This window comes from Frankia sp. R43 (genome assembly GCF_001306465.1).
GTDB lineage: Bacteria > Actinomycetota > Actinomycetes > Frankiales > Frankiaceae > Parafrankia > Parafrankia irregularis.
Window position 1 is genome coordinate 636,855 of the sequence record NZ_LFCW01000002.1, and the last position, 25,353, is coordinate 662,207.

Sequence of the window (25,353 nt, forward strand, 5' to 3'; positions counted from 1 at the left end):
CCGGTTCCTGGGGTCCACGGAGGGAGCGAGCGATTCTGATGGAAAACAAGATCGTTGATCTTGTAAGTCCTATTGATCTGGGAGCACGACCCATACCGCTAAAAAGGACAAGAACAGCGGCGCAGGTCAGGGGTCCGCCGACTTTCGGCCTTTGGATTAGTTGATCATGGAAAACAAAACGTAGAAGTCGCCGAGCGCCGGCAGCCACCCGAGAGGACCCCCGCCATGACCCCCACCGCAGCCCCCGTCCCGAACCCCACGACCCTGACCGGACCCGCGGGGCGCATCGCCACCGCGGTGGCCGCCGCCTACCAGTTCCCCGTCGATCTGGCCGCCCTCGCTGCCCTCGGCGTGCTGTCCGCCGCCAGCCGCGGGCGCTGGCGCGTCCGGCTCGCGCCCACCTGGACCGAGTCGCTCGCGCTCTACACCCTCGGCGTGGCCGAGACGGGCACCCGCAAGAGCGCCGTCCTGAACACCGTGAGCGCGCCGCTGCTGGCCCGGGATCGGGAGCTGGACCGCGAGACGATGGCCGCTCGCGTCCAGGCCCAGGTCGACCGCGAGATCGCCACCCGCCGGCGGGACGCCGTCCTGCGAGCCGCCCCCCACGGCACCGACGCCGAGCGGACCGAGGCCATCAAGGAGGCCGGAGCCCTCCAGCGCCGGATCGACGCCATCGGTGAACCGCGCCAGGTGGATCTGTGGTTCGCCGGCGCGACCCCGGAGGGGCTGGCCGCACGCTTTGCCGACCAGGGCGGTGTCGGCGCGCACCTCGGTGACGGCGAGCTGCTCGCCGACGTTGCCGTCGAGCGGTCTGGCGCCTGGGCCTGGGCCGGGCTGGACATCCTGCTGAAGGCCTACAACGGTGACCCGCTGCGGATCAGCCGCGCGGGCAAGCCCACCGTGCACCTGGCGGAGGCGTTCCTGGCGCTCGTGATGCTCGCCCAGCCCGAGACGGTGGCCGAGGCGGTGCGGCACCCGGAATTCCTTGGCCGCGGGCTGATAGCCCGGTTCCTGTTCGCGGTGGCGCCGCCGGTCGTCGGCACCCGCGGCGTGGACATCCAGGAGGTGCCCGACGAGATCACCGCGGAGTGGGACCGGACCGTGCGCGGTGTGCTCGACGTCGCCCTCGCTGCCGAGACCGTGACCGAGCTGGAGCTGACGCTGGAGGCGGACCTGGAGTTCACCGTGTTCCAGGCGGAGTGGGAGCCCCGGCTGCACCCGGAGACCGGCAACCTCGCCGTGATCTCGGCGTGGGCGAGCAAGTACCCCGGGACGGTCGCGCGCATCGCCGCGCTGCTGGCGCTGGCCGACGACCCGACCACCACCTGGGTGGGCGTGGAACACCTGCGGGCCGCCGTGAGCCTGGCCGAGGTGCACGTGGCCGGTGCCCGCGCGGTGCTGGCCGCAGCGGCGGTGGCGGCGTGAGTCCGACCGCGGGGGCAGGCGCCGTCCCGCGGCAGCGCAAGCCCCGGCGCACCCCGGTGGTCCAGTGGCGGCGCAAGCGCACGCTGGAGGGCGGGGACTTCGAGGTCCACAGCGTGATGCCGCCGCTGGAGGCCGTGGGGTTCGTGGCCGTGGCCTCCCGGCTGTCGCGGGGGCCCTACGACGTGTCCGCCTGGCGCCCGCCGCACCTGCTGATCGTTGCCGCCCGGCTGACCGGGGTGAGTCTGGACGGCACGGTGGCGACCAACCCGAGCTTCTCGACCAAGGAGCAGAACACCCTGTGGGAGCTGTCGCTGCGGTCCACCCCCGGGTTCCAGGTGGTGCCGTTGATCGCGACAGCCCGGCACGCGGCGGCCCCGGGCAGGGGCTGCGAGTGCTCAGGGCTGCCGAGCGACCCGGTGCGGTTCATGGCACTGACGGGACCCTCAGCCGGGCCGGGCCGGGCGCCCAACTGGCGAGCCTGGAGCCCAGAGGACCTGTTGGAGCTGGAGCGGGCCGCGTAGGCAAAGTGAAGCCTCTAAGAAGGCCGTAGTCCGTAGGCTGTTGCCGGAGGTAGACCTACAGCGGGGCGGTGCGTTCGTGGCCCTACGGGGACGCTGGGGGCCACGACGGGGGGTTGGGGGGGGTGAGGGTGTCGGAGGGGTTGGGAGCAAATCTTTCTCCCAACCACACCACCCGCCCCCACCTCCTTGTCGCACCCCATCACCGCACTGCGTCGGCGGCGTCGTGCGGCGCGGCCGGGAGAAAGATCCGTCAGACTTTCCGACCTTGATCGACAGTCCGCGGCACTGTAGCGCGAAGGCAGATGCGTATGCTGTAGTCCACTCAGGTCAATCTGATCTTCGGGGGTGTGACATGGCCAACATCGAGCGCGTTTCCCGCGCAGGGCGCCCGTCCTTGCCCCGTGGCAAGGCTGCCCTCGACCGGGCGGTCGCCCTGGCCGACGAGATCGATGCGGCTGGCGGCCTGGAGAGGCTGGCCCGGGACGACCCGCGGCGCCTGCGGCTCGCCCGCGCGGTGATGCGGGTGGCGGGCCTGGAGACCCTGCCGATGAGCAACCGGAAGGTCTGGACGTCCATCGAGCACGTCACCCGCTACGAGAAGGCCGCCTTGGCGGTCCGCGCGGAGATGCTGCGCCGGCGCCGGCTGGCGCCGGCGGTGGCGCGGGTGCAGGCGGCCCTGGCCGAGGACGGAGGGCAGGCTGCATGACGGCCCAGCTCGGTGATCGCGCCCTGGGAAAGGGCGACCGGGTCCGCCTGGTTACGGAGACGGCCCCGCTCGCCGTCCGGTACGGCACGGCGACGGTGGAGGAGCGAGACCAGCTCGGCGGCCGGATGTGGTGGTGCAAGGTCGAGTTGGACACCGGTGGCGGGCCGGACGGGAGCGAGTCGCTGGGGAAGTGGATCCTCGAGCGTCAGCTCGCGCTCGTCCGGCGGGCGGGGGAGCGGGTGGTCGTGAGCCGGCGTGGTCAGGCGTGAGGGCGCCGTGTCCGCTTCCTCCTCCTTGCTGCCGCTTGTGAGGTTGGTCCGGGGTCGCGTGAGGCGCCCGCGGGTCCGAGGTGTCTCGGGCTTCGCGGGCGCTGTCGTGTGCGGGTATCCGCGTGACCTCACACGCCGACCATCATCGTGCGTGATCGAGTGAGGGGAGTGAGCGCCCTGTGCGGATGCCTCGTCCCGGGGTCCGCGTGAGGCCCCGTGTTGCACGAGGGGTCCGAATCGGCGTATCGATTCGAGAGTTCCTGTGGCAAGGTCGCCATCGTGGGAGCGGCTTTGATCGGCGTGCTGGGCGTGGTGGTCGGCTCGATCATCGGACTGGTCGCGGTGTGGCTGACGGCGCGGTATGCCGAGGGCGTGCAGGAGCGCGCCGAGCGACGACAGCGGCGGGGGGAGCGCTTGGAAGTGCTCGCCGATCTTCTGCTTGTCCTGGACCGCACCCGACCGTTCCTTCTGGAGGGGCTCCGCTCCCGGGAGAACCTCGACGAGGTCTTCGCAGAGTTCAGCGACCGCTGCGCGCCGGTCTGGCGCATGCTGGCGACAATCGCGATCAGCGACCCGGATCCGTCCCTGCGTGCCCTCGCTGGAGATCTTCGACTCGCCACCGAGCAGAGCCTGCGTCACACCTACCTGCTCGCCCTAGCCGTCCAGCGTCGTACCGACCCCCAGGACGCTTCCGCCCTTCAGGGCCTCGATGTCGTCGCGCGCGAAAGCTCCGACCGGGCTCGGGAGCTTCACGAGCAGCTCGCCACTGCCGTCCGCGGCTGAAGTCTGGTAGTCGCATCGAACTGCGGCGGCCCGGTTGGCGCGCGTCCTGTCGGGGCGGGCTGCCCCGCAGTACGTGACCGCGGCGGTGTCGAAGGCGCTGGCTGCGTGGACCGAGCTGAACGACCGCCAGCAGGGAACGCTCGCGATCATCTTCGCGCTCGACCAGGCCGCCGAGGACGCGCACCGCGCGGCCGGCGCCAGCGGTGACTTCGACAACCGTCCCGCCTCGGTCTGGCCTCTCGCGGCTGGGACAACCAGGGCAACGGCTCGACTGTCGCCGCGCTGGAGACGCGCGGGCTGATCACGCGCGGCTCGCGGCCGACCCGCTTCGGCTGGATGATCACGGTCACGCTCACCCGGGCGGGCCGGGCCGCCGCCCGCGCGGGCACGTCGACGATGCCGGCCCGGACGCCGAAGCCGGCGCTGTCGGAGCGGTCGTGGGAGGTGCTGGCGCTGCTGTGGATGGCCGACCGGCGCGGCGGCCGGCTGCGCTGGGGGCGCTCCGCGACCATCGACCGGCGCCTGATCGAGGCGCATGTCCCGCCGCTGGCGGAGCGGAGCACCGGTGCGCTCGGCTACCGGATCACCGAGCGGGGCCGGGAGTTCTACCGCGAACACCACGCCACCCACGTTGCCGCCTACCCGGACGTCCGCGCCCCGCACCCGGACGGCGAGGCCGCGGACGTCCGGGTAGGCGGCGGCCGACGCGATCCTTCTGCGGCACCGCGCGTACTACCGGGCGCTGTGCGCGCAGTGGCAGGCGGCCCGTGACGCGCAGCGGGCTGCCGAGGTCGAAGCCGCCGCGGTCGCGCCCGACCTGCCGGACGTCCTGCCCGCCTCGGTGCGGACGCAGTCCGCGGAGCGGCACGAGCTGTGGTGCGAGACCGCTCGGCAACGGGCCGAGCTCGCGGGAGTGCACGCCAGCGATCTGGCCAGCCGGGCCGAGCGGGCCGCTCGCGCCTACGCCGCCGCGGCGCTGGCCGCGTTCCGTGCGGCGACCGCGGGCACCGATCCACTCGCCGTGCTTGAGCCGCCCGGTGAGGCCGACACCTGGGACGAGCGGCCCCTGGCACCGCCGCCCGACCGGCGTCCACGCGATCGACGACGCGGCGCGGAAGCTATTCGCTGCGGCCGTGGGTGCCCCGCCGTCTCGCCGCGGTCCCGCTCCCAAGCGTCGCGCTCGCCGTGTTGTAGCCGAGGCCGGGCCCCCACCGCCTGGCGACGCGCTCGTCGACCTGGCCGAGTTCCTGCGCGGGTGGGTCGAGGGCGGGCCACTGACCCGCCGGTTGCACCCGGTCGACCACTGACGCTGAGTGCTACCGCACGAGGAGGCTCACGGACTGTTGCGGATCTGAATGGTCCGGACGCTGATGCCAGGTGACCTCGATGCGCTCGGTGGTGGTATCCGTGGTCCGGAGGAGAACGAGTTGTTGCTGGTCTCCTGCCGGGAACTCATTGAAGGTGGTGACCTGGCCTGATGAGCCGAGCAGGTCGCCCGTGTCGACATGCACGCCGTAGGCGGTGTCGGTCCCCGCCTGCTGGAGGTACCAGGTAGCACCGTTCGATGCGATGTCGGGTATCAACTCGAACCGCACGCGGTTCCGTTCGGCCTCGGCGACCTCGTCCGCCCGCCGGGCCTGCTCGATCCGCACCGTCTCCGCCGCGGCGTCTGCGGCGCGCTGCGCCTCTGCGACAGCGAGGTCGGCCGCGTGCTTCTGCCCCCGCGCGAACCAGGCCGAGGCCGCAGAAGCCAAGAGTGCGAGGCAGGCAACGACGAACGCGGCGATGGCCATGGGGCGGAACGCTACCGTTCAGCGCACTTGTGGCGATTCGGGGCCTCGAGCTGGCCGGCGCAGCCTGGCCGGGCGGCTTCCTGCAGCCTAGGACCGCAGAAACTACACAGCTGTGACTTTGCGGTCGCCGTGGCTGGCCGTAGTCCCTACGATCTAGGGGACATCTCCGTCGGCCGGGAGGGTGACCCGCCATGTCGAAGACTGTCGCTCCGAGACGGGGCGCCCTTCGGCGCGTGGACCGGATGCGGGCCCAGCTTCGCCGCGCGCAGCTGGTTCGGGACGCCCTGGAGGACGCGCGGGACTGCGCCGCGTTCGACGCCTACGTGTACGGACTGCTGTTCGCCCCGCTCGAGGATCTGTCCGCGGCGCAGCGGCGCCAGCGTGCCGAGATCGAGCGGGTGACGCTGTCGGACCCGGAGGCCGAGGCGGCGATCGAGCGCCAGCGTGCCGCCAGCCGGACACCGGCACCGGCATGGCCTTCGCGGGTGGTGCTGGCGCACCTGGCGGCCTGGCTGCGGGAGATGGCGCTGGAGGTGTCCATCCCCGAGCCGGCGCCGTCGCGCCGGACGCCTGCCTCCCGGAGGATGGACCGAAGTGCTGGCCGGCGTTCACTCACTGCGGCGCCAACCGCTCGCACGCCCTGAGAGGCTCCAGCGCACCACCTCGGCAGTGAAGGCGAGGGTGACGCCGCTCTCGGCGACCGCGAGCACGGTGAGTGCGCCGATCGGAGCGAGGGTCCAGTAGGCCGCCAGGGCGGCGATACTGGCGGCCGAGAAGGCGATCAGGTCGACAGCAACGTGGCCGATCTTGCCGAGTCGGCGCTCGATGCCGGTCCGGCGAGTGGATTCCCAGCCGAAGGCGGTGGCCCCGTCGGGCAGGCGCTGGCCGATGCGCCCACCGAGATCCCTGCGCAGGTACTCCCGAATCTGCACGATCTTCTTGTCGTTGGCGAGGTAGGTCCAGCCGAGGACGGCTGCCACGGCGGGCAGCGCCAGCATGATGTGTACGGGCCCGCCACCGCCGAGCACGCCTGCGACGATGGCGGCGTAGGCGGCCAGCGTGGCGTAGAGCAGGTTGTCCCGGGTGCCGATGCGGGCGAGCTGCTCGGCCTTGAGGGCCTGGTACTCGGCGAGCATCAGCTCGACGTCGAGGTCGGCCTCCCGATGGCCTCCGCTGGCGATGCTCGTCACCGATCCACCTCGCGCACCGCCCGCTCGACGACGGCCTTGCCGAGGTCGCGGTGGAACAGGTCCACTTCGCCACCAGCCGCACGCAGCCCGTCGGCGATCATTTCGCCGGCAACCGGTCCACGGTGCCGGCCGCCGGCGCAGAAGCTGGTGATTGTCACCTCGTCCTCGTCCAGCGCGAGCGCGCGGGCGACAGTCTCGTCGACGAGGTCGGTCACGCCCGGTGTGCCGCGGACGGCGTCCTGGACCTCCTGGTCATGCGCGGTCAGGTACCGCAGGTTCGCGGCGGCGTGCGGGTCTCGGTAGGGGCGCAGGTCGACCTCGATATCGGTCTCGCCGGGGTCGCCGTGCAGGTAGCCGCCGGAGGTGATCTGGTAGCGGGTCATGGGGTGCTCCTTCGTGCGGTGGGCGGGTTCAGGACTCGTCGACGGAGGCGAACGCGGAGATGGCGACGTTCGCCAGGTCGCAGCCCTGGGCGCGGGCGATGACGATCGGGTCGAATCCGGGGTGCTGGCGGGTGATCAACCACTCGACCTCGCGGACGAGGCCGCGCTCGGCCTGGACGCCGGCGTAGGTGGTGCCGTCCTTGCTGGTCTTCGGGGGGACGAGCATCGGGTTCTCCTTCTGGGGCGGACTACTGGTGGTCGAGCGGGAGGACGGACAGCTCTGCGTTCTCCCAGGCGTATTCGCTGGCCGGGTCGCGCCACGGGCGGATCACCGAGACCTCGCGACCGGGGGAGTCCTCGTAGGGCTGGCCCGGGTACTCGTGGGACTCGGGATCGGCGTCCCAGTCCTCGCGACTGAGCCAGGGGGACTCGCCGCGGCGGACGTACCAGCCGACGGCGCGTGCCGCGTGGTCGGGATCGCGCAGGGAGAGGCGCTCGGTGCTGGTCTCCCAGACCAGGTCGCCGACCTGCGGGGTACTCATCCGCTCCCGCAGGCGCTGGATGATCCCGGCCTCGGGGTTGCCAAGGGACAAAGCCAGTCGGAGCAGTCCGCCAGCGGCGATGAGCCGCTGCGCTTCGGTCATCTCCGCGGCCGGGGTCGGCTCCTGGCCGACGTTCCAGTTGTTCGGCTCGGGCGTGGGTCGGTGCTCGATCATCGGTCCTCCGTCAGGTGTTGGCCGCGAGCGCCAGCAGCGGCTCGTGGGCGAGGTAGAGCTGCTCGCCGGCGGCGGTCAGCGCGGCGTGCAGGGCGTCCAGATCGACATACGGCCACCAGCGGGCGTCGGTTGCGTCGTCCTCTCCGGTCACCTCGGCGGGCTCGGCCAGCTCGAACCGGCCGAGCGTGGACGAGATCCAGGCCCAGTCGGTGTTGCGCGGGTCGTCGACTACGCCGGACCACAGCACCTCGACCGGCACGCCAGTGAGGTTGAGCCCGGTCTCCTCGGTCAGTTCACGCCGCATGGCCTGCTCGGCGTGCTCGCCGGCATCGGTCATCCCGCCTGGGATGGCCCACTGGCCGGCGTCGCCCCGGCGGATGAGCAGCACCTGGCGGTCCGCGCCAGCTCCGGCGGTGACCAGCGCGTCGGCGGCGGCGTTTTCGCCCCACGCGCCCAGGTCGCGGCCGATGCGCCCGGTGGGGCCGGCGGGGTTGACCGGGCGGCCGTCCACGACCTCGAAGGGGACAACAGCGCGTGCCTGGCGGGCGGGCCAGTCAGTGATCTCGCTCGGGTCGAGCTGGGTGTCGCGCACCCATCCCTCGCGGACGCTGGCCGCGATGCATTCGGCGCGCAGCTCGGGCGGGGTGATGTCGGCGGTAATGCGGGTGTCGGCCACGGCGCCTCTCCTCGTGGAGTCCTGAACGGCGGTGCGTCTCAGAACGGCGGCTCGTCGGCGTAGCCACCAGCCGGCGGCGGGTACTTGATCAGAGACACCGGCGGGTCGGGGTACGGGTCGCAGGCCGGGGTGCCGCCGCAGACGCAGTCCCGGTCATGGCCCGGGTCAACCGGGCCGGTCGGCTGGAGCGCCGCCTCGTAGTCGGCGGCCGGATATCCGATCAGGTAGTCGAACAGGAACTCGGCGCTGCTCCTGGCGGTCACGATCAGGCCTCCTGCGCCACATGGACGTAGGCGGCAGTCCCGCCGTCGTGGTGGGTGTCGTCGTGGGCACCGGCCAGGTCGAGACCGGCGAACAGGTCGTCCGTCTCCACGGCGAGGTCGGGGCAGATCTGGCAGCGGACGGCGAGGACCTGGGTGGTGTCCATCGGACCTCCTGGGTGCGGAAGCGGGGTGCCCCGCCCGGCCGCGGTGGCCGGGCGGGGCGAGGCGGATCAGGCGGTCTTGCGGGCGGCGATCAGCTCGGCGATGTAGCCGCCCTTGTCGGCGGCGTCCTCCATCTCGGCGATCACCTTGTGGTCCCGAGCGGCCCACGCAGTCCGGTAGGCCGCGATGGCCTCGGCCCGCTCGTCGCGCTGGCCGTTGTCGACGATCTCGACGTCGGGGTTCCATCCGCCGTCGGTACGGACCGGGATGGCTCGGATGGCCAGGATGTTGTTGCCGGCGAGTTCCGCCTTGGCCGCGGCGATCACGCGGCCGACGTAGTAGCCCTTCTTGGCGTTGTTGCGAACCCGGACGGGCCGGTCCATCGCCTCCGAGGGGTTGAACCACCCGGCGGTGCGGCCGTTGGCGTCCAGCAGGCGCCACGCCTTGCGGGTCCCGCCGAAGCGGGCCTCCTTGAACTCCAGACGGGCCGGGACCAGGTTGCCGTCCAGGCCGAACAGGGCCGGGAAGTCCCAGACCCCGCCGCGCTCGATGATCGCGGCCTCCAGGCGCCGCTCGTCGGCGCTGAGGCCGGCCGCGCGCTGGGTGAGCATGCCGTCCGCGCCGCACCGCTGGCGGGACTCGGCGGCCTGGGTGTCGAAGGCGTTGGCCTCGGCGCGGAGCTGCTCGGCGGTGGCGTTGGTGCGCATCTGGGTCTCCTCCCGTGCCCCCCGCGGGGGCACGACTCAATACTACAACGCTGCGTTGGCGTTTTAGGTCGGATCGCGAGATCCATGTGACTCAGATCACCAATCCAGCGTTGGGGATTTCTGAAACGATCGGGTGATGACCGAGAACTCCGACCCGCTGCTGACGGTGGCGGAGGTGGCCGCGCTGCTGGAGATCAGCCCGGCCACCTGGCGCAGCTACGTCTCCCGTGCGGCCCAGACCGGCGTCCCTGCTCCGGACGACCCGGACCTGGACCGCCCGTCGTCGCGGCGCTCCCCACGGTGGCGGCGCTCCACGATCGAGACCTGGGCGGCCACCCGGCGCCCCCCGGGCCGTCCCCGCAAGAACCCCGAGGCAGGCGCGGCGGACGAGGCCGACTGACCCGCGCCTCGTCCGCACGTCGGTGTGAGACACGAGCGGTCAGGCGGCGGGGCTGCAGGGGAGGACCCCGTCGGCCGGGCCGAGCAGGACAGCGGCTAGGGCTCCGACGAGCGCGGTCAGCTCGTTCAGGCTTCCCTCGACCACCAGGGCGGTGGCGCCCGGGTCGCCGATCACCACGGCGTGGTCGGCGATGACGTTGTCACCGAGCTCGGCGCCGGGGCCGAGCAGCTCGACCTCCGCCTCGGACGCCGCGATGTTCTCGTAGCGGGCGCTCATCAGTCCTCGATCTCCTGGGTCAGGTCGGCGTCGATCCAGCGGTGTCCGCGCCCGGACGTCGGCTGGACCAAAAGCTGGGTGCGGCCGTAGCTGACCCGGGCGTCGTGCACCCGCACGCCAACGAGCACCTTGCCGGTGGTGATGGAGGTGGCCGGGGCGAGCCACAGCAGCTCAGCCCTGGTGCGGGCGAGCTCGCGGGCCTGGTCGAGCGTCACGCCGCTTCCTCCGCCCGTTCGGCGCCGCGCCGGGGCCGCTCGACCCCGAGCTCGGCGAGGATCCGCTCGGCGGTGTCGGCCACCCGCTGGGCGGAGGCCTTGACCGCTCCGTCGCCCTCGCCGGCCCAGTGAGCGACATAGGGGACCGAGTACGCCAGCGTGTCCAGTCCGCAGAGGTCCGCGACGATGCAGGCCACGGACTCGGCCTCCACCTCCCGGACGTGGCCGGACATGTCCGCGGTGTGGCCCAGCAGGACGTGCGCCAGCTCGTGGCACAGGGTCTTCGCGGCCTGCGCCGGGTCGACGCCCTCGCGGATCCGCACCACCCGTGTCTCGTGGTTGACGTGGCCGTAGGCCCGGCCGTCACCGCCTGCGGATCCCCGCTCGATCGCGTAACCGGCGGCGGCCACCTGCCTGGCCAGGCCATCCCAGAGCCCAGCGGGGGCGTCCCCGCGCAGCTCCACCGGCAGCTCCGGATCGACTCGGGCGGGCGGCTCGACGAGCTGGGAGACGTCTACGACGGGTACGAGGATGAAGCCGCGCTGGACGAGCGTGGCCGTCTTTGGTTCCGCGCCGGGCTCGCTCGCGGTTCCTTCGGCCGGGGTGTCCTGCTGCTGGAGCTGGACCCGGCTGCTGGTGGGCTTCCAGATCTTGATCTGCGTCTCGCCCTTGCGCATGCGGCACCCGGCGTCGTTCCAGGCCTTCAGCGGACGGACGTCCGTGGCATCCGGGCACTGCATCAGGATCATGATCTGGTTGCCCACGGAGTAGTTCAGCCACCGGCGGGAGGCGAGGAACTGGCGCCAGCCGGTCTCGGTGGTCAGCCGCTCGACTCCGGCGGCGAGCTGGGCGCGGGCGGTCTCGATCCGCTCGGCGCGCTGCTCCGGGGTGAGGGCGTAGCGGCTCTTGCTGGACGAGCGGCTGGTGCGCTTGCGGGTGTCCGTTGACACGTGCGCTCCTTGGTGCGGCGAGAGGGTGGAACGAGAGAGGGAGAGAGGGCCCGGGGCATGGCTGTGCATGGGTGCCGGCTGGCACCGGGCCCCGGTGGCTAGCGGGCGGTCTTGTCGGGGGTGTCGTCTCCGGGTTGCGCGTCGTCGTTCTGGCGCTCGATCACGAAGCGGGCCATGCTCCCGGCCTCGATGTACTGGGCACAGAAGTAGGCGCCCGCCCCGATCAGGGTGAACAGGACGGCGCTGAGGACGCTGGCCATGGTCAGAACTCCTTGCGGTTGCTGTGGTGGGTGGCGGTGAGCGAGGTCAGCGGGGGCCCAGCTTGCGCGGCGGGACGAACCCGCGGGGGTGGCGGTGCTGCGGCAGTCCCCGGCGGCGCGCTCCGGCCCGGCGCGGCGGGCGGGTGCACCACTCCGCGACGTCGGCCTGGGCGTCGGGGTCGACGGAGGCGCTCAGGGCGAGGCGGGCCAGGCGGCTCGGGTCAGCGGCGGTGGTCATGGTCAGCTCTCCGATCCGGAGTCGGGGTGGCGGCGCTTGCGAAGCAAGCGCATGAGGGCGTCGAGTGCGCCGATGCTGTCCAGCACCGGCAGGAAAAGCAGGGCGGCCACGAGCGGGCCGAGCGCGAGTAGCCAGGCCATCACGCACCCGCCCCGGCCAGCCGGTACCGGACGGCCTTGCCGCGCGAGCCCTTGCCGTCAGCGACCATGCGGCCATCGGTCACGAGGCCGTCCAGCTCGCGGCGCACGCGCTCGATGTCAGCCGCGCTCGCGTCCTTGCCGATCCAGGCGGCGGCGACTTCGGGGGCGGTGAGGCCTTCGGGCTGGCCGCTCGCGACCACGTCCACCACGTCCCGCGGGTCAAGCGCGAGCTTGACGTCGGCCTCCTTGACCGTGATGCCGCGACCGAGCAGCCACAGCCGGGCGTCGAAGGCATCGCGGCTGCCGACCCGCTCGAAGGCCAGGCGCAGCGCGTCAACGCCGGTCATGGTGCGCAGCAGGGTGACCTCGCGGACCCGGGCAATGGCCTCGTCCACGTCGGTGATGCCCTCGCGCTGGGCCAGCTTCCAGGCGGCCCAGGTCTCGCGGGTGGCCACCGACGGCAGCCACCGCTTGCCGAAGTCTCCGATCTTGACGCCCTGGAACCGCAGGCCCTCGTCGATCCGCTTCCACCGGCGCGCGAACGCGAGCGTGATCTCCAGCAGTGCCGGGCCGGTCAGGCTCATTACCGGGAAGAACCACTCGTCCCACTCGGCGGTCGTGCTGGTGCCGAAGCCGTAGTTGATCCCGGCGCTGATCAGCGCGATGGACCAGGAGACCAGGTGGAAGGCCCCGCCGTGCTCGCCGCGCAGGGCGGCGATGGTGACCATGGTTATGCCGACGATGGCGGTGCCATCCAGGGCGAGCAGCGGCAGCCACACCAGCCAGGTGTCCAGGTCCAGGCCGTGGATCGGCTCGCCGGCCCACTTGATCAGGTGGGCGCCGGACAGGGCGGTCGGGGCGATGATCACGGCGGCCAGCGCGACGACCGCTACGCGCCACAGCTTCTCGGTGGCGGTCAGCTTCGCCTTCGGCTCGCCCTTCTTCTCGCTTGGGGCCTCGGCGCGCTCGGGCTTCGGCGCCTTCCTCGTCTTCCACTCGCCCCCCCGCGGTGACACGGAGGCCACGTCCGGGTCCTGTAGGCCGTAGTCCATCGTGTCGCCCTCCGGATCTCCGGCGGGCGGTGTGTCGTACGTCTCAGTCGGGGGCGGAACGGTCCCGTTCCTGCTGCTCACAGCACTCTCCTTGGCGTGTGGCGCCGTCCCGCTCGGCTGGGTGACGGCGACTTTCACATCGCCATCTTACATGGTCTGTAGTCAATGTGTAGGCTGTAGTCATGTTCGAAACCGGCACCGGCCACGAGGAGGGACGCGCTGATGGCATCGGTTAAGAGGGCTCCGACCAAGCGGCGCAAGCCCCTCTCGACGTACGACCTCAGCGACCCGCGCTTCTGGATCGTTGGGGGGTGGCGTCTTGGCCTCGGGTCCGTTCGCGTAAGTGCCGCTGGGCACGACCGCTGGCGAACCTGGGGCGACATCGCAACGCCCGTGGCCGGTGCCGGCTCTCTCTACCTGCTGTCCGCCTTGGGTGCGGACCCGCTCGGCCCGCTGGGGCCGACGCTGCTGGAGTCCGACCTCTTCGACCTGACCGACCCCTACCGCCTGACCGCCGCCGCCCTCGGCGGCACCGCCGCACTGCTGCACCAGCGGTCCGACACCGCACGCGGCCATCGAGAGCGGCGCGCTGTGCTCAAGGCCTTCGCTGAGCTGAACGCGGGCGAGGGCCCGACGCTGCTGCACCCGTCCGGCCGCCCGGTGCAGGTGAAGCTGCCTGAGCCGACCCTGGCTGGCGCCCGATTCGTGATGAAGATTCCCGACGGCGTCACCGAGGCAGAGCTGCTCCAGGCCGCCCAGCGCCTGGCCCCGATGCTCAAAGGCCGTGTGTCGATGCGCCCCACGGTCGCCCCGGCCTCCGGCCGCAAGGTCCTGGCCGCCCTGGCCAGCGGTGCCGCGACCAAGACGGTCACCGTGGCTCGCAGGGCCCGGACCGTCGAGGCAACTGAGCCGAAGCCGGCGCGCAACCCCCTTGAGGAATTCCTCGCCTGCTCGCACGTCGAGGTCAACATCCGCCGGCGCGAGACGCTGAACACGACCGTGCCCTGGGAGGGCCTGGAGGAGATCCGCCGCGCGGGCGCGAACTACAAGGGCCGCTACGTGCAGGATCCGTGGCACATCGGTCGTGACGAGGACGGTAAGTCCGTCTACGACACGATCTTCGCCCGCAACAAGTTGTCCGGAGGTGAGGCCGGAAGCGGAAAGTCCACCGGTGAGCACGTCGACATCTGCGCGGTGAGTCAGGACCCCCGCGCTCGGAACTTCTTCATCGATCCGTCCGGTGGTGCGGAGTTCGGCTTCTGGGAGCCGCTGGCCGCCCCGATCAAGGGTCGCTGCGGTGTGGCCTACACGGTGGAGGATGCGTACGCGCTCCTGCGTGACCTGCACGCCGAGGGGGTGGCCGCGCTTCAGTGGATGGCCGACACCGCGAACGAGCGCGAGGCCGCCGGACTGCCGCGGACCAACGTCGCCCGTGGCGAAACGACCACGTGGATCTGGATAGACGAGCTGCTGGCGCTGACCCGCCATCCGGATAAGAAGCTGGCGGACGCTGTCTCCTTCCTGCTGTTCGACATCATCGGGCGGCTCCGCAAGGTCGGCTACCACGTCGTCTGTTCGACACTGAAGCCGACTGGCGATGTCATCCCGACCTTCGTGCGGGACTTGATCACCATCAAGCAGGTGTTCCGCTGCACGACGGCGGACGCCTCGACGGCCGTGCTGGGCGACAAGATCTGGGCGCTGCTCGGCTACGGCGGCCACAAGATCGAGATGAAGGCCCCGAAGGGGATCTCCTACCTGCTCGGCACCGAGGGCTACCCGCTGCGCATGCGCTCGGCCTTCGTGGACAACGAGGTTCGTGACGGCCAGGAGATCAGCGAGCGGCACGAGGTGCTCAACGCGGCCCTGCGTCTGCGCGGGCTGCCCGAGGTGCCGCCGTTGGTGAAGAACATCGACCCGGCGCGCGCCGCACTGCTGGACCCGTCCCGCCCGCAGGTTCGGGAGTCGGTCACCCTCACGCCCCCGGCGTCGGCCGGCGCGGACGTCACCCCGGTGCCCGCGCAGCGAGTCTCCACCGCGAAGGTGGCCGCCCCGACCCCAGCTCCCGCTCCTGTCGAGGTGGAGCCCGAGCCCTCCCCCAACGTCGCCGAGACCGAGGAGGTCGACAGCCTTGCCGAGGTGCTCCGCGTCGCCGCCGAGATGGCCGTCGAGGCCGGACACGTCACCCCCCGGATGCTCCAGGTCCGTCTCGGGTTGGACTTCGACGCCTGCGCCTGGGTGCTGGGCCAGCTGACCGACCGCAAGGTCATCGGTTCCGCCTCCGGCGATTCCGGGGCGCGCAAGGTCCTGGCCTCGGCCGCGGACCTGGACCGCTTGCTCGCTGACGAGGACGAGGACAACCCCCCGCCTCCCGCCGACCCGACCGAGACCGCCCGCGCGGGCTACGCGCAGCGCCAGCACCGCCGCCGTCCCGACAAGCGCACCCGTAACGCCGCCCGTGAGACCGCAGGCGCCGGCTCCAGCTCAAGGGAGGGCTGATCCATGGAGATCGCCGCGATCGCCGCCGAGGCAATCCTGACCATCTACTTCTTCCTGCTGGTCATTCGCTGGGGCGTGGACCTGCTGACCCGGGTGGGCCTGTTGCGTGAGCCGAACCGGGGCGTGGCGCTGGCCCTGGAAGGGCTGCGTACCACCACCGATCCGCTGCTGGGCCCGATCGGCAAGCGCGTGCCGCCGCTGCGGTTCGGGTCGCTCGCCTTCGATCTCTCGTTCCCGCTGCTGCTGATCCTGCTGCCCATCGTCAACGCCTTCATCACCGCGCTCGCCGGCTGAGACCCGGCAGGGAGGAACCGCCATGGCGAAGACCGTGAAGTGCCCCCGCAAGGGCTGTGAAAAGGAGTTCAAGGTCGGCTTGGTCGGCAGCCTCGTAGGCCACCGCAAGCTGTGCAAGACCTGCCGTGTTGACCTGGTGGACCCGGGCGTCCGGGTCAAGGGCGGCGTCGGTGAGATGCGATTCGCGCCCTGGCACAAGCCAGACCGTCGCCACGTCACCAACTCCATGCTCGGCAACCGCCCACAGAGCGCCGCCGAGCGCAAGCGCGCCGCCGTCATGCACGGACTGGCCAACAACCCCAACTTCCAGGTTCGTCCCGGCGATTTCGAGCAGCCGGACATGACCATCCAGCTTGACCCCGACTCGGGCACGGCCGAGGTCAACTTCGGCCCGGACTTCGGCTTCCTGGACGCCCACCGCGGCCGTGTCGGCCGGGCGCGTTTCGCAGCTGATCGCGGCCTCGGTCCCGCCCCCGAGATCGATGAGACAGAACTGCTCGGCTCCTCCTACGACTTCGACGGCGGCGTCATTGACAGCGAGGTCCTCAACACCACCTACCTCTGACCTCAACACCTACCTGGATGTCCCTCAGAAGGGAGACCACCATGCCACCTCCGTACCGCTGGCCGGGCACCGTGTTGGTGCACGACCAGCAGGTCCCGATCCCGGGGCCGGGCGAGCAGAGCGACCCCGCCTGGACGCTGGAAAGCGTCCAGGCCGACAACGCCGACGAGCACGAGGCGGGCCGTCACGGCCCGGACTGCCCCGGCGACTGTGCCGAGCGCACCTACGCCCGCTGGTCGGGCCTGCTGAACACAGAGCTGGTGGCGGCATGAGATGGGGCAGGCGCACACCCGCCCCGGTCACCTCGACCGAGCTGGTTCCCACCGAGGCGCCGGCCCTGGTGACCTGGCAGAAGACGTGCGCTCTGGAGAGCACTGACCGCCGCTACCTGGCCGGTGAGGCGTTGCTGCACGCGGAGTTCGCCGCGCAGGCCACCGACAGCGCCGGCTTCGGGGCCCTGAACGACTTCCCCACGGAGGAGGTGGCCTCCTACGCCGATGTCGCCCTCGCCCACAGCGCCACCTCGCAGGCCTACTCCGCCATGCTGGCCGCCCTGAGGCCCGGTGATCTTCCGCGCGACGACGAGGACGACCAGTGATCGCGGACGGCGTGGCCTCGGCGCTGGCCAACGGCAGCCTGTCCGCGGACCCGGCCAGGGCGGGCTTGGCTGGCTATGCGCTGCTTCGCCTCTCCCTCGTCGCGCACCGACTGCGCGACGGAGGAGACCTTCTGACTCCATACGACGCCACCCGGGCCAGCGTGCCGGATCGAGACGACCGTCCCAGCCTGACCTCCGGCCGCTTGGAGCTGGCCGCCAACACCGCCGAACCGGCATGGCCGACCTTCTGAACCCCTTCAGCGACCTGCCTGTGCCGGTGTCCACGCCGCGCCCGGCCGGGAGGGCCGCACTCCGAGTGATCTTCCGGATCGAGGCGCCCGTCCGGTCCGACACGGCGCTGGGCGAAGTCCGCCCGATCTCGGCGCCGGGCGCCACCGAGACGGAGGACTGACATGCGCGAGATCACCGCCGACGACATCTACGAGCACCTGATGAGCAGCGTGTCCGACGAGCAGTTGCGGGACCAGGAGACCGACGAGGTTCTCGGCATCTTTGACCTCCGTCCCGACGACACGATCCACGTCAACGAGCCGGACGTGTACCCAACGCGGATCCTCGGCAGGTTCCGCGTGCACGTCGAGAAGGTCGAGGACTGAGGTGGCCATCTCCGCTACGACCATCCGCGAGCGCCTGCTGGCCGGGCTGGTCGACGACAACGCGCTCGTCTACGACGACGGCCACGAGGTCCAGCTCATGAGGGACTTCGCGGGCGCCGACGTTACGGCCGTCGACCTGGACTCGCCGGAACATCCGACTGCGGGCCGCTTCCGGGTGACCGTCGAGAAGCTGGAGGACTGACATGTTCGCCGACAAGTTCGCGAGTGACGATCGTTCGGCGCGGCAGGGCCTTCTCGGCCACGCGCTGGAGAACGCCGAGTTCGCGGCGGAGGCCGCCGATCTGGCGGGCGCCGAGCATCTGGACGACGACGGATTCCGGCGCGCCGTGGGCCGCGCGAGCGCGTTCTCGGCGGCGTCGCAGGCGTTCTCTGCGCTGCTCGCGGCGACCGTCCCCGCGGACTTCGGGGACGAGTCGTAGGCGCTCGTCGACTCCGGCCCGCACCAACCCAAGAACCGAAGGAGGGAATTGGCATGAGCACCCTGACCACCGAGGACGCCGTGGCCACGCAGACGATCGACGACGTTCTCAACCATCTGGACGAGGCATTCGGCGATGCCGACCTCGTCTCGACCGACACCGGCGAGACGGCCGGCGGCACGCGCTTCGACCCCGAGTCTGGCCTGCTGACCGTCCACGAGCCGGACGGCTGTCCCGGCCGGCCGCGCGCCTACTTCCGGGTGACCGTGGAGCCGATCCCGCTGGTCGAGGGCCCGCAGGTCCTCGACGGGGACGCCAACCCCCCGCACGGTCAGGCGGACACCGAGCCGGGCGCCGAGGTCTCCCGCTACGGCCGGACCGGAATGGTGCTCGGGTGGGGCCACCGCCACAACCTGGAGCGCGGCGACGCCGAGCTGATCGACATCGCGCCCGCCCCCGCGTCGATGTCGGACGCCGCGTACAGCGCGCTCTGGCTCGCCGTCGCGTGGGGCGTCCCCGCCGGCACCAGCCCGGATGGGTTGGACGACTCCTACGAGCGCGCCTGGATCCCGGCCGCGGGAACGGTCGCGACGCGGACCTGGTACCCGGCCAACTAGTCAATCGGCCGCACGACGGCCACAGGAAGGGTCGACATGGACATCGAAACGTACGAGACCGACGACACGACCACGTTCTGGGGCGCGCTGAACCTGACCGACGGAATCAGTGGCGTGCGGCCCTTCGGTCCGAACGAGGACGGCGCCCGCGCACACATCGAGAGCACGCCCGACGCCCGGTCGGCACTGCTGAGCCAGGGTCCGGACGACACGCACTGGACCCAGTCCGACCAGTTCGCCGGCGGCGAGTGGATCGGCCCGGTCTCCCCGCTGGAGTCGGACGCGGTGCGTGACCTGCGTGCGGCGGCGGCGAAGCCGAGGCGGACCACCAAGTCGCGCACCTCGCGTCGCACCCCGGCGGCCACGCGGTGAACCGGATCCGGGTGGCCGTCTCACGCCTGATGACCGAGGTGGTTCTGGTGGTTCCGGTGCTGATCGCGGGCCTGCTGGTGGCCGCGTCATGACCACCGTGCTGGACCGGATGACTCTCGCGTCGACCTGGCCGGAGGTGCTGCCGGCGTCCGGTGATGCCGCTCTGGCGGGCGTGGAGCGGATCGCCCATGCCCTGCTCCACGAGAACGGCCGCGGGCCCGAGGTGGGTGCCCTCGCGGAGCAGCGGGGCGACGCGGTGCGCGCGATCAGCTCCGGCCTGACCTCGGGCGTGCGCGGTCTGGCCCAGCGACTGAGCCCGCCGGTTCCGATCGACCTGGAGCCGATGCCCGAGGACATCTTCGGCCGGGGCTGGTTCCCCGGCGCCAACAACGCCGTGGAGGACTGATGTTTCGCACCAGCCATGAGGAGCCCGACGACCACGTGGAGCGGACGTTTCGCACCCGTCGCGAGGTTCTTGCGGACCATCCTGAGTTGGATATCCATGCCCACCCGGATGACTCGGCCGCGGACCTGTCGGGGACGTCGTCTCACTCGGGGCGGCAGTCATGACCGATCCGATCGGCGACATCGTCACCCGGCCGAGTGACTGGAGCCAGGCCAGCACCCCGATCACCACTCCGCTGCGCCGCCGCGAGTTCGTGATCTCCGTACCCGACAGCCCGGAATTCGAGCGGGTACTGGACACCCCGCTGCATGTCGTCGAGAGCCTGGAGTTCGCGAGCGGCGTGTACGGCTCCGTGCGCGCGCGGTCGGCCTCCGGCCCGGAGGACGACTGGACGGCGTCGCAGTGGGCGACGCCATGAGCCTGCGGACCTGCTTCCAGGGCCTGCGCATGGTTGCCAGGGTCGACGACGGCGGATCGTCGTTCGACGACCAGGACCTGCCGGTCGCCAGCGACCGGGTGCTCGACCCGCTGCCGCCCGCGGCCCCAGGCGACCCGGACACGCTGCTGGAGGTCCGGGTGCTCCTGCCCGAGCGCGATCGCGAGGGAGCGCAGCTCCTGGAGGACGCGCTGAGGGCCAGGCCCGGGGACTGGGTGATGCACTCCCGGAGGGTCCCAGGCTCTGGTCCGGCGGAGCGGTCATGAACCTGCTCGCCCGCATCCAGAAGGTGCTCGACCCGCGCTGCGACCACATCGACTGTGGTGAGCCGTTGCGTGGCGACCGCCTGACGCTTCCGGTACGGCTCTCCGACAGGGCCGCGGATGTGCTGGGCCGCCGCCATGTCGAGTTCCACGCCGACTGTGCCAACAGCAGCCACCTGCTGGCCGGTGGCGACGAGTCGTGGCAGGTCGACCAGGACGCCGTCAACCGGGCCCTCGGCCTGGTGCCACCAGTGGGGCCGTCATGACCTTCCATCCATTCTCCGGCCTGTTCGCGCCTGGTGAGGGTCCGGGTCTGCATGGCGGCGTCGATGACGGTGTCTGCGCGTACGAGCATTCCGGTCGGTGGCGCTCGACGTCCTGCCGTTCGACCGACACAGTCGCCGTCGTGGCGGGCGCCGGACCCCAAGGCGACGAGCCACTGCTGTGCAGGGATCACGTCGATGCGTGGGCTCAGACCCCTGAAGCGCGGGATGGCTTTCACAGGATCCACGAGTTCGAACTCAAAACGTCCGCGGAGGATGGATGACCGACGCCATGAGGTTCCATCCGATCGCCGGACTGCGGCGGTCGGGCGAGGGGCCCAACCTGAGCGAAGACGCAGGCGATGCCTGCGCTTTCGAGGATCACGGCCGGTGGCGGACTACTCGATGCCGCTCGGCCGATGTCACCTCTGCCGTGGAGGGGTTTTCCCTCTACGGGGAGCCGTATCTGTGCGCTCCGCACGCCGAGCAGTGGGCGCAGACTCCTGGCGTGCAGGCGGGGTGCCAAGCCATCTATCCGCTGTACCAACGCGGAGGGCCGCCGATTGACCTGGCGGGAGGCCGATCATGAACCGCAGCCCAGGGTGGGCCGATCTGGGGCCGGATGCCCCCGACACCGAGGACGCCTACGGCGCGGTGTTCGGCATGCACCCGACACCCGGTCTGGTCGCTTACGACCTCCAGGGCGGTGGCTCCGACGGCGAGCCGCTCGCTCTGGTCGTGGGGAACGCGGGGCCCGGCGAGGGCTACGAGGCCCTGCCCGGGTTCGACCAGAGCTGGACCGTCACCCCCCAGAAGCGCGCGGCGGAGGGTGGCCCGCACGAGCCGGACTCCGAGGCCGACGACTGGGCTCCGGCCTCCGTCTACTACCGATACCTCCTCTGACGAGACGGGCGGCCGGTCCCGCACCCGGCCGCCCGCTCGCAGTCCACCCCCACCCTCGCCCGCACTCGGGGCGGACCCCACCATCAAGGACACTTCATGATCAACACATTCGCGGCGGCCGTGGTCGCCATGCTCGCCACCGATGTCTCACCCGCCGCTGGAATGATCGCCGCCGGACTGGCCTTCGTGGCCGTCCCGCTGCTGCGCGGGCGGTTCCGGTGACCCCCGACTGGAGGAACACCGCCACTCGCGTCGGGCTCGGCGCGCTCGCCCCGTTTGTCTCTCCGGTTCTGCCGGAGGGGAACGACAGTGAGGTGCGCGAGCAGATCAGCTCCATCGCCCGCGACGGCGACAACCGCCTGCTGCCGGTGGTGGCCGGTGCCGCCGCGCTCGGCGCCCTGCGGACCCGGCGCGATCAACTCGCCCTGGAAGCCGGGCCGGAACGCCTTGCGCTCGAAGCCGGCCCCACGCCCCTGGAGCTGGAGTCCAGCGACGGGTGGACCCCTGACATGGACCCCGATCTGGGCTGGGCTTGATGACCTCGCCCGAGGAGCTGCCCAGAGAGTGGGACCTCGTCGCCCGCGAAGGCGACGACCTTTAGATGGACACGACCTTTGCCGTCCTGGGCGCGCTCCTCGGAACCGTCCAGGATCTGGCCCACCTGGACGTGACCGTCGGGTCCGTCCTGCTGGCTGCGGCTCTGGTGGCGGTGCCCGCTGGGCACGTTGACCGCTGGGTCGAGCGCAAGCGGTTCCGGGTGACCATGTGGCGCCACGGCTACAGCCGGCACCGCGAGTACGTGCGCGGGAGCGAGTGGAAGGATCGGCGGCGCCGGTACCTGCGCGAGCACGACCCGGCCGAGTGCCGGCTGTGCGCGCGATCCTGGGAGCCGAAGTGGCCGCTGCACCACAAGAGCTACGAGCGCGCCGGTGGAGGCCAGGAGTTGGACCGCGACCTGATCCCGGTGTGCGAGCGGTGCCACAGCTTCATTCACAGCCTCGACCACAAGCGTGGGCCGCTGCGCCGGCTCGGATTCTCGCTGCGGCTGACCACCTGGGTGGCGATCGGACTGTGGCTGCCGGTGCGCCTGGCGCGCCGCACGGCCTCGCCGTCCGCGCCCACGGGGCAGGGCGAGCGCTGATGCCCGCGGAGGTGCCGCCGACCGGCGCCCGGGGCTTGCGCGTCGCCTCGGGCCCGGTACCGATAGCGTCGAAGCGTGACCTACACAGTGACTACAGCCGCAAGGGGGGCGAGGCGATGACACCCGGCTCCATCGCCTCCGGCCCAGGGGAGCCCACCGAGCGGCCCGGAGTCACACCCACGGCCCGCGTACACCGCGGCCAGTTCGTCGAGCCTGTGGACGCCTGGGTCACGGCCGGGCCTGACCAGTGGTGGCGCATCCCCCTGGTGGATGTTCCCCCGCCGGCCCCCTCCGGGACGAAGAACAGCCCGGAGCGCAAGAGGGCCCTTACCCGCATCCGCAACGCTTGGGCGCGTGAGGTCAAGCGCCGCGTCGAGGCCGGGCAGATCAACGGCGAGTTCGTCTCGATGACCGTGATGGCCGAGGGCCAGGAGTGGTTCTACTGGGGCCCGGCCGCCCCGGGCGAGCAGGCCCCCATCGGCGATCCCGAGGAATAGCTCCACACCTGCATCTCGGGCGCGCCTGACGGAGTGTGACGAGATCTCTCGCTAGCCTCGCTGTCCGTGAGGGTGTTCGGGTGGGCGGCAGACGCCAGTGCGTGCGGCTACTACCGGCTCGGCCTGCCGATTGACGCGCTCCGCTCCCGCGGCCACGAGGCACTGGTATCCACGGTGCTGCCCGAGGAGTGGGCGGACGCGGACATCATCGTCGGCCAGCGGGTGTGCCTCCCGGGCCCGTCGGCAACCTGGCAGCGCCTGGCCAGCGAGGGGCGGGCGCTGGTCTACGAGATCGACGACGACCTGTTCGACCTGCACCCCACCAACCCAGCCCGCCAGGTCTTCGCGGACGCTGAGGTCCAGCGGCGCATCCGCGAGAACGCCGCCGCGGCCTCTCTCGTCACCGTGACCACCGAGGCGCTGGCCGCGGTGATGCGTGAGATCAATCCGCGTGTGGCCGTGTTGCCCAACGCCATCCCCGGCTGGCTACTGGAGCGCACTCGCCCGCACCGAGAGCGGCTCACGATCGGCTGGGCCGGCTCGGCCACTCACCACGCGGATGTCGCTGAGGTCGCCGGTCACCTGCGCCGCTTCCTGGCTCGCCACCCCGACGTGGCTATGCACCTGATGGGCACGGACTACACCGCCGCGCTCGGCCTGCCGACGGACCGCGTCCGCTACACCCCGTGGGCCATCGACGTCGCGGCCTACCTGCGGATGGTGGACTTCGACATCGGCCTGGCTCCGCTGGCGCCGCATGCGTTCAACCGCTCGAAGTCAGCACTGCGCCCGCTCGAGCTGGGCGCCCTCGGCATCCCCGTGGTGGCAAGCGAGTACGGACCGTACGAGCGGTTCGTGCGCCACGGCGAGACAGGCTTCCTGGTGCGCCGTGACCACGAGTGGTCCACCCACCTGCGGACCCTCGCGGCCGACGCCGAACTGCGCGAGCAGATGGGCACCAAGGCCCGCGCCCTGGCCGCCGAGCACGCGATCGAGGCCACCGTCGGTGCGTGGGAGGAGGCCTACCGTGCCCTACTCCAGTGAATGCGGGAAGGCCTGGATCACGTCCTGGCTGGCCGAGCTGGCCCCGGCCAGCGTGCTGGACATCGGCGCCGGCGCCGGCGGCTACGCGCGGATCTGCCGGCAGGCCTGCCCGGCCGCGCGCCTGACCGCGGTGGAGATCTGGGAGCCCTACGTGGCCCGGTTCGGCCTGGCCAGCCTGTACGACGAGGTGCTCGTCGGCGACGCGCGCACGCTGGCCCTGCCCGCGGTGGACGTCGTGATCCTCGGGGACGTCCTGGAGCACATGATCGCCGCCGAGGCCGTGGAGCTGTGGGCCCGCGCCCGCGCGGCATCCCGGCTCGGGGTACTGGCCTCGCTGCCCGTGGTGCCGTACCCGCAGGGCGCGGTCGAAGGCAACCCGCACGAGGAACACAGGGAGACCTGGAGCCATGCCCGCGTGCTGGCCCGCCTGCCCGGGGTGGTGGCCAGCGACGTCGACGGCGACATCGGCGTGTACCTGGCCAGCCCGACCGAGGTGTCCGCGTGCCCCGCCGCCTAGGACCGATCGGCCGCCAGATCGACCCGATTCCCTCGAGCGTGCGGTTCACCCTCTCGCCGACCGCGGACCGGGACGCCTACCGCGCCGCGCTGCACATTGGCTGCGCTGTTGTCGGCCTCGGTGCGAGCCGTGACGAGCTCGCCGAGATGATCGAGGCGGTCGGCCTGGAGCGGAGCGCGCTGGTGCACGGCCGGGGCGAGGAACGTGCCGCGCGGGCCGGCTCCAGCCCGCTACCGCCGGCCGGCGACCACCGGCGCAGCGGCGGCCAGTAGGCGCAGCGCCTGCACCGCGGGCTGGCCGTAGCCGGCAACCCGGGCGTACCAGTAGTACGTCTCCTCTGTGCTCATCCCCGCGATGCCCTGGGCGATCCGCTCGGCCTGCGCGGCGCCGGTGACCTGGGTGGCCAGTACCAGCGCGAGCCGCACCCCGGCCTCCTCCTCCAGCGGGATAGGGGTGGGGGTGCGCGAGCCCAGCACACTGGCCGGGTGCCCGCTGGCCCGCACGGCGGTGTGGATCGCCTCTCGGGCGCCCCGCGCCAGCGCCTTGCTGTCGGCGGCCAGGCGCAGACCCCTCCAGCCCGGCCCGTCCGCGCCGCGCAGCTCGGCGCTGGACAGCGCGCCGCCGATCCAGCGGGCGGCCAGAGTGAAGGTGCGCGCGGTCATGTCTGCTCTCCTCGCGGACGGGTTCCCCTACCGGACGGCTGTGATCAGGAGTCGGCCGCGCGCTAGGACGACGCGCGGCCGAGCCGCTTCAGCG

Annotated in this window: 49 protein-coding genes and 1 pseudogene; 33 read left to right on the forward strand and 17 right to left on the reverse strand. The window is 71.7% G+C overall.

Translation table 11 applies throughout. The features are described from left to right. Window positions 1–225 precede the first annotated feature (225 nt). The 7 genes from ACG83_RS10300 (at window position 226) to ACG83_RS10330 (ending at window position 4,475) form a co-directional block, all read left to right on the forward strand. Window positions 226–1,425: a DUF3987 domain-containing protein gene (locus ACG83_RS10300; RefSeq protein WP_054565915.1), complete on the forward strand. Its 1,200-nt coding sequence runs from the start codon at window positions 226–228 to the stop codon at window positions 1,423–1,425. Next, window positions 1,422–1,946, forward strand: coding sequence for a hypothetical protein (locus tag ACG83_RS10305; protein WP_054565916.1), 525 nt, complete (start codon window positions 1,422–1,424; stop codon window positions 1,944–1,946). Before ACG83_RS10300 ends, ACG83_RS10305 begins: the two co-directional genes overlap by 4 nt. Window positions 1,947–2,340: 394 nt before the next feature. Next, the gene (locus ACG83_RS10310; RefSeq protein ID WP_152991318.1) at window positions 2,341–2,652 is read left to right on the forward strand and encodes a hypothetical protein; all 312 of its coding nucleotides are present in this window, start codon (window positions 2,341–2,343) and stop codon (window positions 2,650–2,652) included. After that, on the forward strand, window positions 2,649–2,921 hold the full coding sequence (locus tag ACG83_RS10315; RefSeq protein ID WP_054565918.1) for a hypothetical protein: 273 nt from the start codon (window positions 2,649–2,651) through the stop codon (window positions 2,919–2,921). The genes ACG83_RS10310 and ACG83_RS10315 overlap by 4 nt, the downstream gene beginning before the upstream one ends. Before the next feature lie 279 nt (window positions 2,922–3,200). Further along, the gene (locus ACG83_RS10320) at window positions 3,201–3,704 is read left to right on the forward strand and encodes a hypothetical protein (protein WP_152991319.1); all 504 of its coding nucleotides are present in this window, start codon (window positions 3,201–3,203) and stop codon (window positions 3,702–3,704) included. 34 nt (window positions 3,705–3,738) lie between these two features. Beyond that, window positions 3,739–4,005, forward strand: coding sequence for a hypothetical protein (locus tag ACG83_RS10325; RefSeq protein ID WP_054565920.1), 267 nt, complete (start codon window positions 3,739–3,741; stop codon window positions 4,003–4,005). 35 nt (window positions 4,006–4,040) lie between these two features. Further along, complete coding sequence (locus ACG83_RS10330) at window positions 4,041–4,475, forward strand: hypothetical protein (RefSeq protein ID WP_054565921.1); 435 nt, start codon at window positions 4,041–4,043, stop codon at window positions 4,473–4,475. A gap of 545 nt (window positions 4,476–5,020) precedes the next feature. On the opposite strand, the gene ACG83_RS10335 is transcribed toward ACG83_RS10330, so the two are convergent. Next, window positions 5,021–5,497, reverse strand: coding sequence for a hypothetical protein (locus tag ACG83_RS10335; protein WP_054565922.1), 477 nt, complete (start codon window positions 5,495–5,497; stop codon window positions 5,021–5,023). A gap of 191 nt (window positions 5,498–5,688) precedes the next feature. On the opposite strand from ACG83_RS10335, the gene ACG83_RS10340 reads away from it, so the two are divergent. Further along, complete coding sequence (locus ACG83_RS10340) at window positions 5,689–6,141, forward strand: hypothetical protein (RefSeq protein ID WP_152991320.1); 453 nt, start codon at window positions 5,689–5,691, stop codon at window positions 6,139–6,141. On the opposite strand, the gene ACG83_RS10345 is transcribed toward ACG83_RS10340, so the two are convergent. The 8 genes and pseudogenes from ACG83_RS10345 to ACG83_RS10375 form a co-directional block, all read right to left on the reverse strand. Next, window positions 6,106–6,687, reverse strand: coding sequence for a hypothetical protein (locus tag ACG83_RS10345; protein ID WP_054565924.1), 582 nt, complete (start codon window positions 6,685–6,687; stop codon window positions 6,106–6,108). The two genes, ACG83_RS10340 and ACG83_RS10345, sit on opposite strands and share 36 nt — an antisense overlap. Then, window positions 6,684–7,073 (reverse strand): annotated as a pseudogene (locus tag ACG83_RS10350) (RNase adapter RapZ); the annotation flags it as partial. The pseudogene ACG83_RS10350 and the gene ACG83_RS10345, both read right to left, overlap by 4 nt. Window positions 7,074–7,098: 25 nt before the next feature. Continuing rightward, window positions 7,099–7,296 (reverse strand): hypothetical protein, encoded by a 198-nt coding sequence (locus ACG83_RS10355; RefSeq protein ID WP_054565926.1) that lies wholly within the window; start codon window positions 7,294–7,296, stop codon window positions 7,099–7,101. Between the two features lie 22 nt (window positions 7,297–7,318). Beyond that, window positions 7,319–7,786, reverse strand: a complete 468-nt coding sequence (locus ACG83_RS10360) for a hypothetical protein (RefSeq protein WP_054565927.1) — start codon at window positions 7,784–7,786, stop codon at window positions 7,319–7,321. Window positions 7,787–7,796: 10 nt separating this feature from the next. Next, on the reverse strand, window positions 7,797–8,462 hold the full coding sequence (locus ACG83_RS10365; protein WP_200931298.1) for an NUDIX domain-containing protein: 666 nt from the start codon (window positions 8,460–8,462) through the stop codon (window positions 7,797–7,799). A 38-nt stretch (window positions 8,463–8,500) separates the two neighbouring features. After that, the gene (locus tag ACG83_RS10370) at window positions 8,501–8,725 is read right to left on the reverse strand and encodes a hypothetical protein (RefSeq protein WP_054565929.1); all 225 of its coding nucleotides are present in this window, start codon (window positions 8,723–8,725) and stop codon (window positions 8,501–8,503) included. 2 nt (window positions 8,726–8,727) lie between these two features. Further along, the gene (locus ACG83_RS45275) at window positions 8,728–8,889 is read right to left on the reverse strand and encodes a hypothetical protein (protein ID WP_161934732.1); all 162 of its coding nucleotides are present in this window, start codon (window positions 8,887–8,889) and stop codon (window positions 8,728–8,730) included. Window positions 8,890–8,955: 66 nt separating this feature from the next. Then, window positions 8,956–9,594, reverse strand: a complete 639-nt coding sequence (locus tag ACG83_RS10375; protein WP_054565930.1) for a hypothetical protein — start codon at window positions 9,592–9,594, stop codon at window positions 8,956–8,958. A gap of 136 nt (window positions 9,595–9,730) precedes the next feature. Here ACG83_RS10375 and ACG83_RS10380 point away from each other — a divergent pair, with 136 nt between their 5' ends. Continuing rightward, window positions 9,731–9,994, forward strand: coding sequence for an AlpA family transcriptional regulator (locus ACG83_RS10380; protein ID WP_054565931.1), 264 nt, complete (start codon window positions 9,731–9,733; stop codon window positions 9,992–9,994). Between the two features lie 39 nt (window positions 9,995–10,033). Here ACG83_RS10380 and ACG83_RS10385 read toward each other — a convergent pair whose 3' ends face one another. The 7 genes from ACG83_RS10385 to ACG83_RS10405 all read right to left on the reverse strand — a co-directional run bounded on the left by ACG83_RS10385 (window position 10,034) and on the right by ACG83_RS10405 (window position 13,206). After that, entirely contained in the window at window positions 10,034–10,270 is a 237-nt protein-coding gene (locus ACG83_RS10385; RefSeq protein WP_054565932.1) for a hypothetical protein, read from the reverse strand. Further along, a complete protein-coding gene (locus ACG83_RS10390; RefSeq protein WP_054565933.1) occupies window positions 10,270–10,485 on the reverse strand; it encodes a hypothetical protein in 216 nt (71 codons plus the stop codon). The genes ACG83_RS10385 and ACG83_RS10390 overlap by 1 nt, the downstream gene beginning before the upstream one ends. After that, the gene (locus tag ACG83_RS10395) at window positions 10,482–11,435 is read right to left on the reverse strand and encodes an ImmA/IrrE family metallo-endopeptidase (RefSeq protein ID WP_054565934.1); all 954 of its coding nucleotides are present in this window, start codon (window positions 11,433–11,435) and stop codon (window positions 10,482–10,484) included. The genes ACG83_RS10390 and ACG83_RS10395 overlap by 4 nt, the downstream gene beginning before the upstream one ends. Window positions 11,436–11,533: 98 nt before the next feature. Beyond that, window positions 11,534–11,695, reverse strand: a complete 162-nt coding sequence (locus ACG83_RS45280; RefSeq protein ID WP_161934733.1) for a hypothetical protein — start codon at window positions 11,693–11,695, stop codon at window positions 11,534–11,536. 46 nt (window positions 11,696–11,741) lie between these two features. Next, complete coding sequence (locus ACG83_RS10400) at window positions 11,742–11,933, reverse strand: hypothetical protein (RefSeq protein ID WP_054565935.1); 192 nt, start codon at window positions 11,931–11,933, stop codon at window positions 11,742–11,744. A 2-nt stretch (window positions 11,934–11,935) separates the two neighbouring features. Then, window positions 11,936–12,073: a hypothetical protein gene (locus tag ACG83_RS45285; protein ID WP_158230700.1), complete on the reverse strand. Its 138-nt coding sequence runs from the start codon at window positions 12,071–12,073 to the stop codon at window positions 11,936–11,938. Beyond that, window positions 12,073–13,206: a hypothetical protein gene (locus ACG83_RS10405; RefSeq protein WP_054565936.1), complete on the reverse strand. Its 1,134-nt coding sequence runs from the start codon at window positions 13,204–13,206 to the stop codon at window positions 12,073–12,075. The genes ACG83_RS45285 and ACG83_RS10405 overlap by 1 nt, the downstream gene beginning before the upstream one ends. Window positions 13,207–13,347: 141 nt before the next feature. On the opposite strand from ACG83_RS10405, the gene ACG83_RS10410 reads away from it, so the two are divergent. The 24 genes from ACG83_RS10410 (at window position 13,348) to ACG83_RS10520 (ending at window position 24,869) form a co-directional block, all read left to right on the forward strand. Further along, entirely contained in the window at window positions 13,348–15,624 is a 2,277-nt protein-coding gene (locus tag ACG83_RS10410; protein ID WP_152991321.1) for a hypothetical protein, read from the forward strand. A gap of 3 nt (window positions 15,625–15,627) precedes the next feature. Further along, complete coding sequence (locus tag ACG83_RS10415; protein ID WP_054565938.1) at window positions 15,628–15,918, forward strand: YggT family protein; 291 nt, start codon at window positions 15,628–15,630, stop codon at window positions 15,916–15,918. 22 nt (window positions 15,919–15,940) lie between these two features. Beyond that, window positions 15,941–16,483, forward strand: a complete 543-nt coding sequence (locus ACG83_RS10420; protein ID WP_054565939.1) for a hypothetical protein — start codon at window positions 15,941–15,943, stop codon at window positions 16,481–16,483. Between the two features lie 41 nt (window positions 16,484–16,524). Next, window positions 16,525–16,755, forward strand: coding sequence for a hypothetical protein (locus ACG83_RS10425; RefSeq protein ID WP_054565940.1), 231 nt, complete (start codon window positions 16,525–16,527; stop codon window positions 16,753–16,755). Continuing rightward, a complete protein-coding gene (locus ACG83_RS10430) occupies window positions 16,752–17,081 on the forward strand; it encodes a hypothetical protein (protein WP_054565941.1) in 330 nt (109 codons plus the stop codon). The genes ACG83_RS10425 and ACG83_RS10430 overlap by 4 nt, the downstream gene beginning before the upstream one ends. Continuing rightward, window positions 17,078–17,332 (forward strand): hypothetical protein, encoded by a 255-nt coding sequence (locus ACG83_RS10435; RefSeq protein WP_054565942.1) that lies wholly within the window; start codon window positions 17,078–17,080, stop codon window positions 17,330–17,332. The genes ACG83_RS10430 and ACG83_RS10435 overlap by 4 nt, the downstream gene beginning before the upstream one ends. After that, on the forward strand, window positions 17,317–17,493 hold the full coding sequence (locus tag ACG83_RS45290; protein WP_158230701.1) for a hypothetical protein: 177 nt from the start codon (window positions 17,317–17,319) through the stop codon (window positions 17,491–17,493). The genes ACG83_RS10435 and ACG83_RS45290 overlap by 16 nt, the downstream gene beginning before the upstream one ends. A gap of 1 nt (window position 17,494) precedes the next feature. Then, complete coding sequence (locus tag ACG83_RS10440) at window positions 17,495–17,698, forward strand: hypothetical protein (protein WP_054565943.1); 204 nt, start codon at window positions 17,495–17,497, stop codon at window positions 17,696–17,698. Window position 17,699: 1 nt separating this feature from the next. Then, a complete protein-coding gene (locus ACG83_RS10445) occupies window positions 17,700–17,900 on the forward strand; it encodes a hypothetical protein (protein ID WP_054565944.1) in 201 nt (66 codons plus the stop codon). A gap of 1 nt (window position 17,901) precedes the next feature. Continuing rightward, window positions 17,902–18,138: a hypothetical protein gene (locus ACG83_RS10450; protein WP_054565945.1), complete on the forward strand. Its 237-nt coding sequence runs from the start codon at window positions 17,902–17,904 to the stop codon at window positions 18,136–18,138. 53 nt (window positions 18,139–18,191) lie between these two features. Further along, window positions 18,192–18,755 carry a hypothetical protein gene (locus ACG83_RS10455; protein ID WP_054565946.1) on the forward strand — a complete coding sequence of 188 codons (564 nt, stop codon included), beginning with the start codon at window positions 18,192–18,194 and terminating at the stop codon, window positions 18,753–18,755. Between the two features lie 36 nt (window positions 18,756–18,791). Then, a complete protein-coding gene (locus tag ACG83_RS10460; RefSeq protein WP_054565947.1) occupies window positions 18,792–19,127 on the forward strand; it encodes a hypothetical protein in 336 nt (111 codons plus the stop codon). 88 nt (window positions 19,128–19,215) lie between these two features. Then, window positions 19,216–19,533: a hypothetical protein gene (locus tag ACG83_RS10465; protein ID WP_054565948.1), complete on the forward strand. Its 318-nt coding sequence runs from the start codon at window positions 19,216–19,218 to the stop codon at window positions 19,531–19,533. Between the two features lie 160 nt (window positions 19,534–19,693). Further along, window positions 19,694–19,951, forward strand: a complete 258-nt coding sequence (locus ACG83_RS10470; RefSeq protein ID WP_054565949.1) for a hypothetical protein — start codon at window positions 19,694–19,696, stop codon at window positions 19,949–19,951. Next, entirely contained in the window at window positions 19,948–20,235 is a 288-nt protein-coding gene (locus tag ACG83_RS10475; protein ID WP_152991322.1) for a hypothetical protein, read from the forward strand. The genes ACG83_RS10470 and ACG83_RS10475 overlap by 4 nt, the downstream gene beginning before the upstream one ends. After that, the gene (locus ACG83_RS10480) at window positions 20,232–20,498 is read left to right on the forward strand and encodes a hypothetical protein (protein ID WP_054565951.1); all 267 of its coding nucleotides are present in this window, start codon (window positions 20,232–20,234) and stop codon (window positions 20,496–20,498) included. The genes ACG83_RS10475 and ACG83_RS10480 overlap by 4 nt, the downstream gene beginning before the upstream one ends. Before the next feature lie 582 nt (window positions 20,499–21,080). After that, window positions 21,081–21,398, forward strand: coding sequence for a hypothetical protein (locus ACG83_RS10490; RefSeq protein WP_054565953.1), 318 nt, complete (start codon window positions 21,081–21,083; stop codon window positions 21,396–21,398). 96 nt (window positions 21,399–21,494) lie between these two features. Continuing rightward, window positions 21,495–21,620 (forward strand): hypothetical protein, encoded by a 126-nt coding sequence (locus ACG83_RS47585; RefSeq protein WP_255354719.1) that lies wholly within the window; start codon window positions 21,495–21,497, stop codon window positions 21,618–21,620. Further along, window positions 21,617–21,934, forward strand: a complete 318-nt coding sequence (locus ACG83_RS10495; RefSeq protein WP_054565954.1) for a hypothetical protein — start codon at window positions 21,617–21,619, stop codon at window positions 21,932–21,934. Before ACG83_RS47585 ends, ACG83_RS10495 begins: the two co-directional genes overlap by 4 nt. A gap of 65 nt (window positions 21,935–21,999) precedes the next feature. Beyond that, a complete protein-coding gene (locus ACG83_RS10500; protein WP_054565955.1) occupies window positions 22,000–22,539 on the forward strand; it encodes a hypothetical protein in 540 nt (179 codons plus the stop codon). Beyond that, window positions 22,539–23,036, forward strand: coding sequence for a hypothetical protein (locus tag ACG83_RS10505; RefSeq protein ID WP_152991323.1), 498 nt, complete (start codon window positions 22,539–22,541; stop codon window positions 23,034–23,036). Before ACG83_RS10500 ends, ACG83_RS10505 begins: the two co-directional genes overlap by 1 nt. A 66-nt stretch (window positions 23,037–23,102) precedes the next feature. Further along, window positions 23,103–24,080, forward strand: coding sequence for a glycosyltransferase family 4 protein (locus ACG83_RS10510; RefSeq protein ID WP_152991324.1), 978 nt, complete (start codon window positions 23,103–23,105; stop codon window positions 24,078–24,080). Then, window positions 24,064–24,597, forward strand: coding sequence for a bifunctional 2-polyprenyl-6-hydroxyphenol methylase/3-demethylubiquinol 3-O-methyltransferase UbiG (locus tag ACG83_RS10515; protein WP_054565958.1), 534 nt, complete (start codon window positions 24,064–24,066; stop codon window positions 24,595–24,597). The genes ACG83_RS10510 and ACG83_RS10515 overlap by 17 nt, the downstream gene beginning before the upstream one ends. Next, window positions 24,582–24,869: a hypothetical protein gene (locus ACG83_RS10520; RefSeq protein ID WP_054565959.1), complete on the forward strand. Its 288-nt coding sequence runs from the start codon at window positions 24,582–24,584 to the stop codon at window positions 24,867–24,869. Before ACG83_RS10515 ends, ACG83_RS10520 begins: the two co-directional genes overlap by 16 nt. Here the strand turns inward: ACG83_RS10520 and ACG83_RS10525 are convergent. Next, window positions 24,828–25,259 (reverse strand): hypothetical protein, encoded by a 432-nt coding sequence (locus ACG83_RS10525; protein ID WP_054565960.1) that lies wholly within the window; start codon window positions 25,257–25,259, stop codon window positions 24,828–24,830. The genes ACG83_RS10520 and ACG83_RS10525 overlap by 42 nt on opposite strands. Window positions 25,260–25,353: the final 94 nt, after the last annotated feature.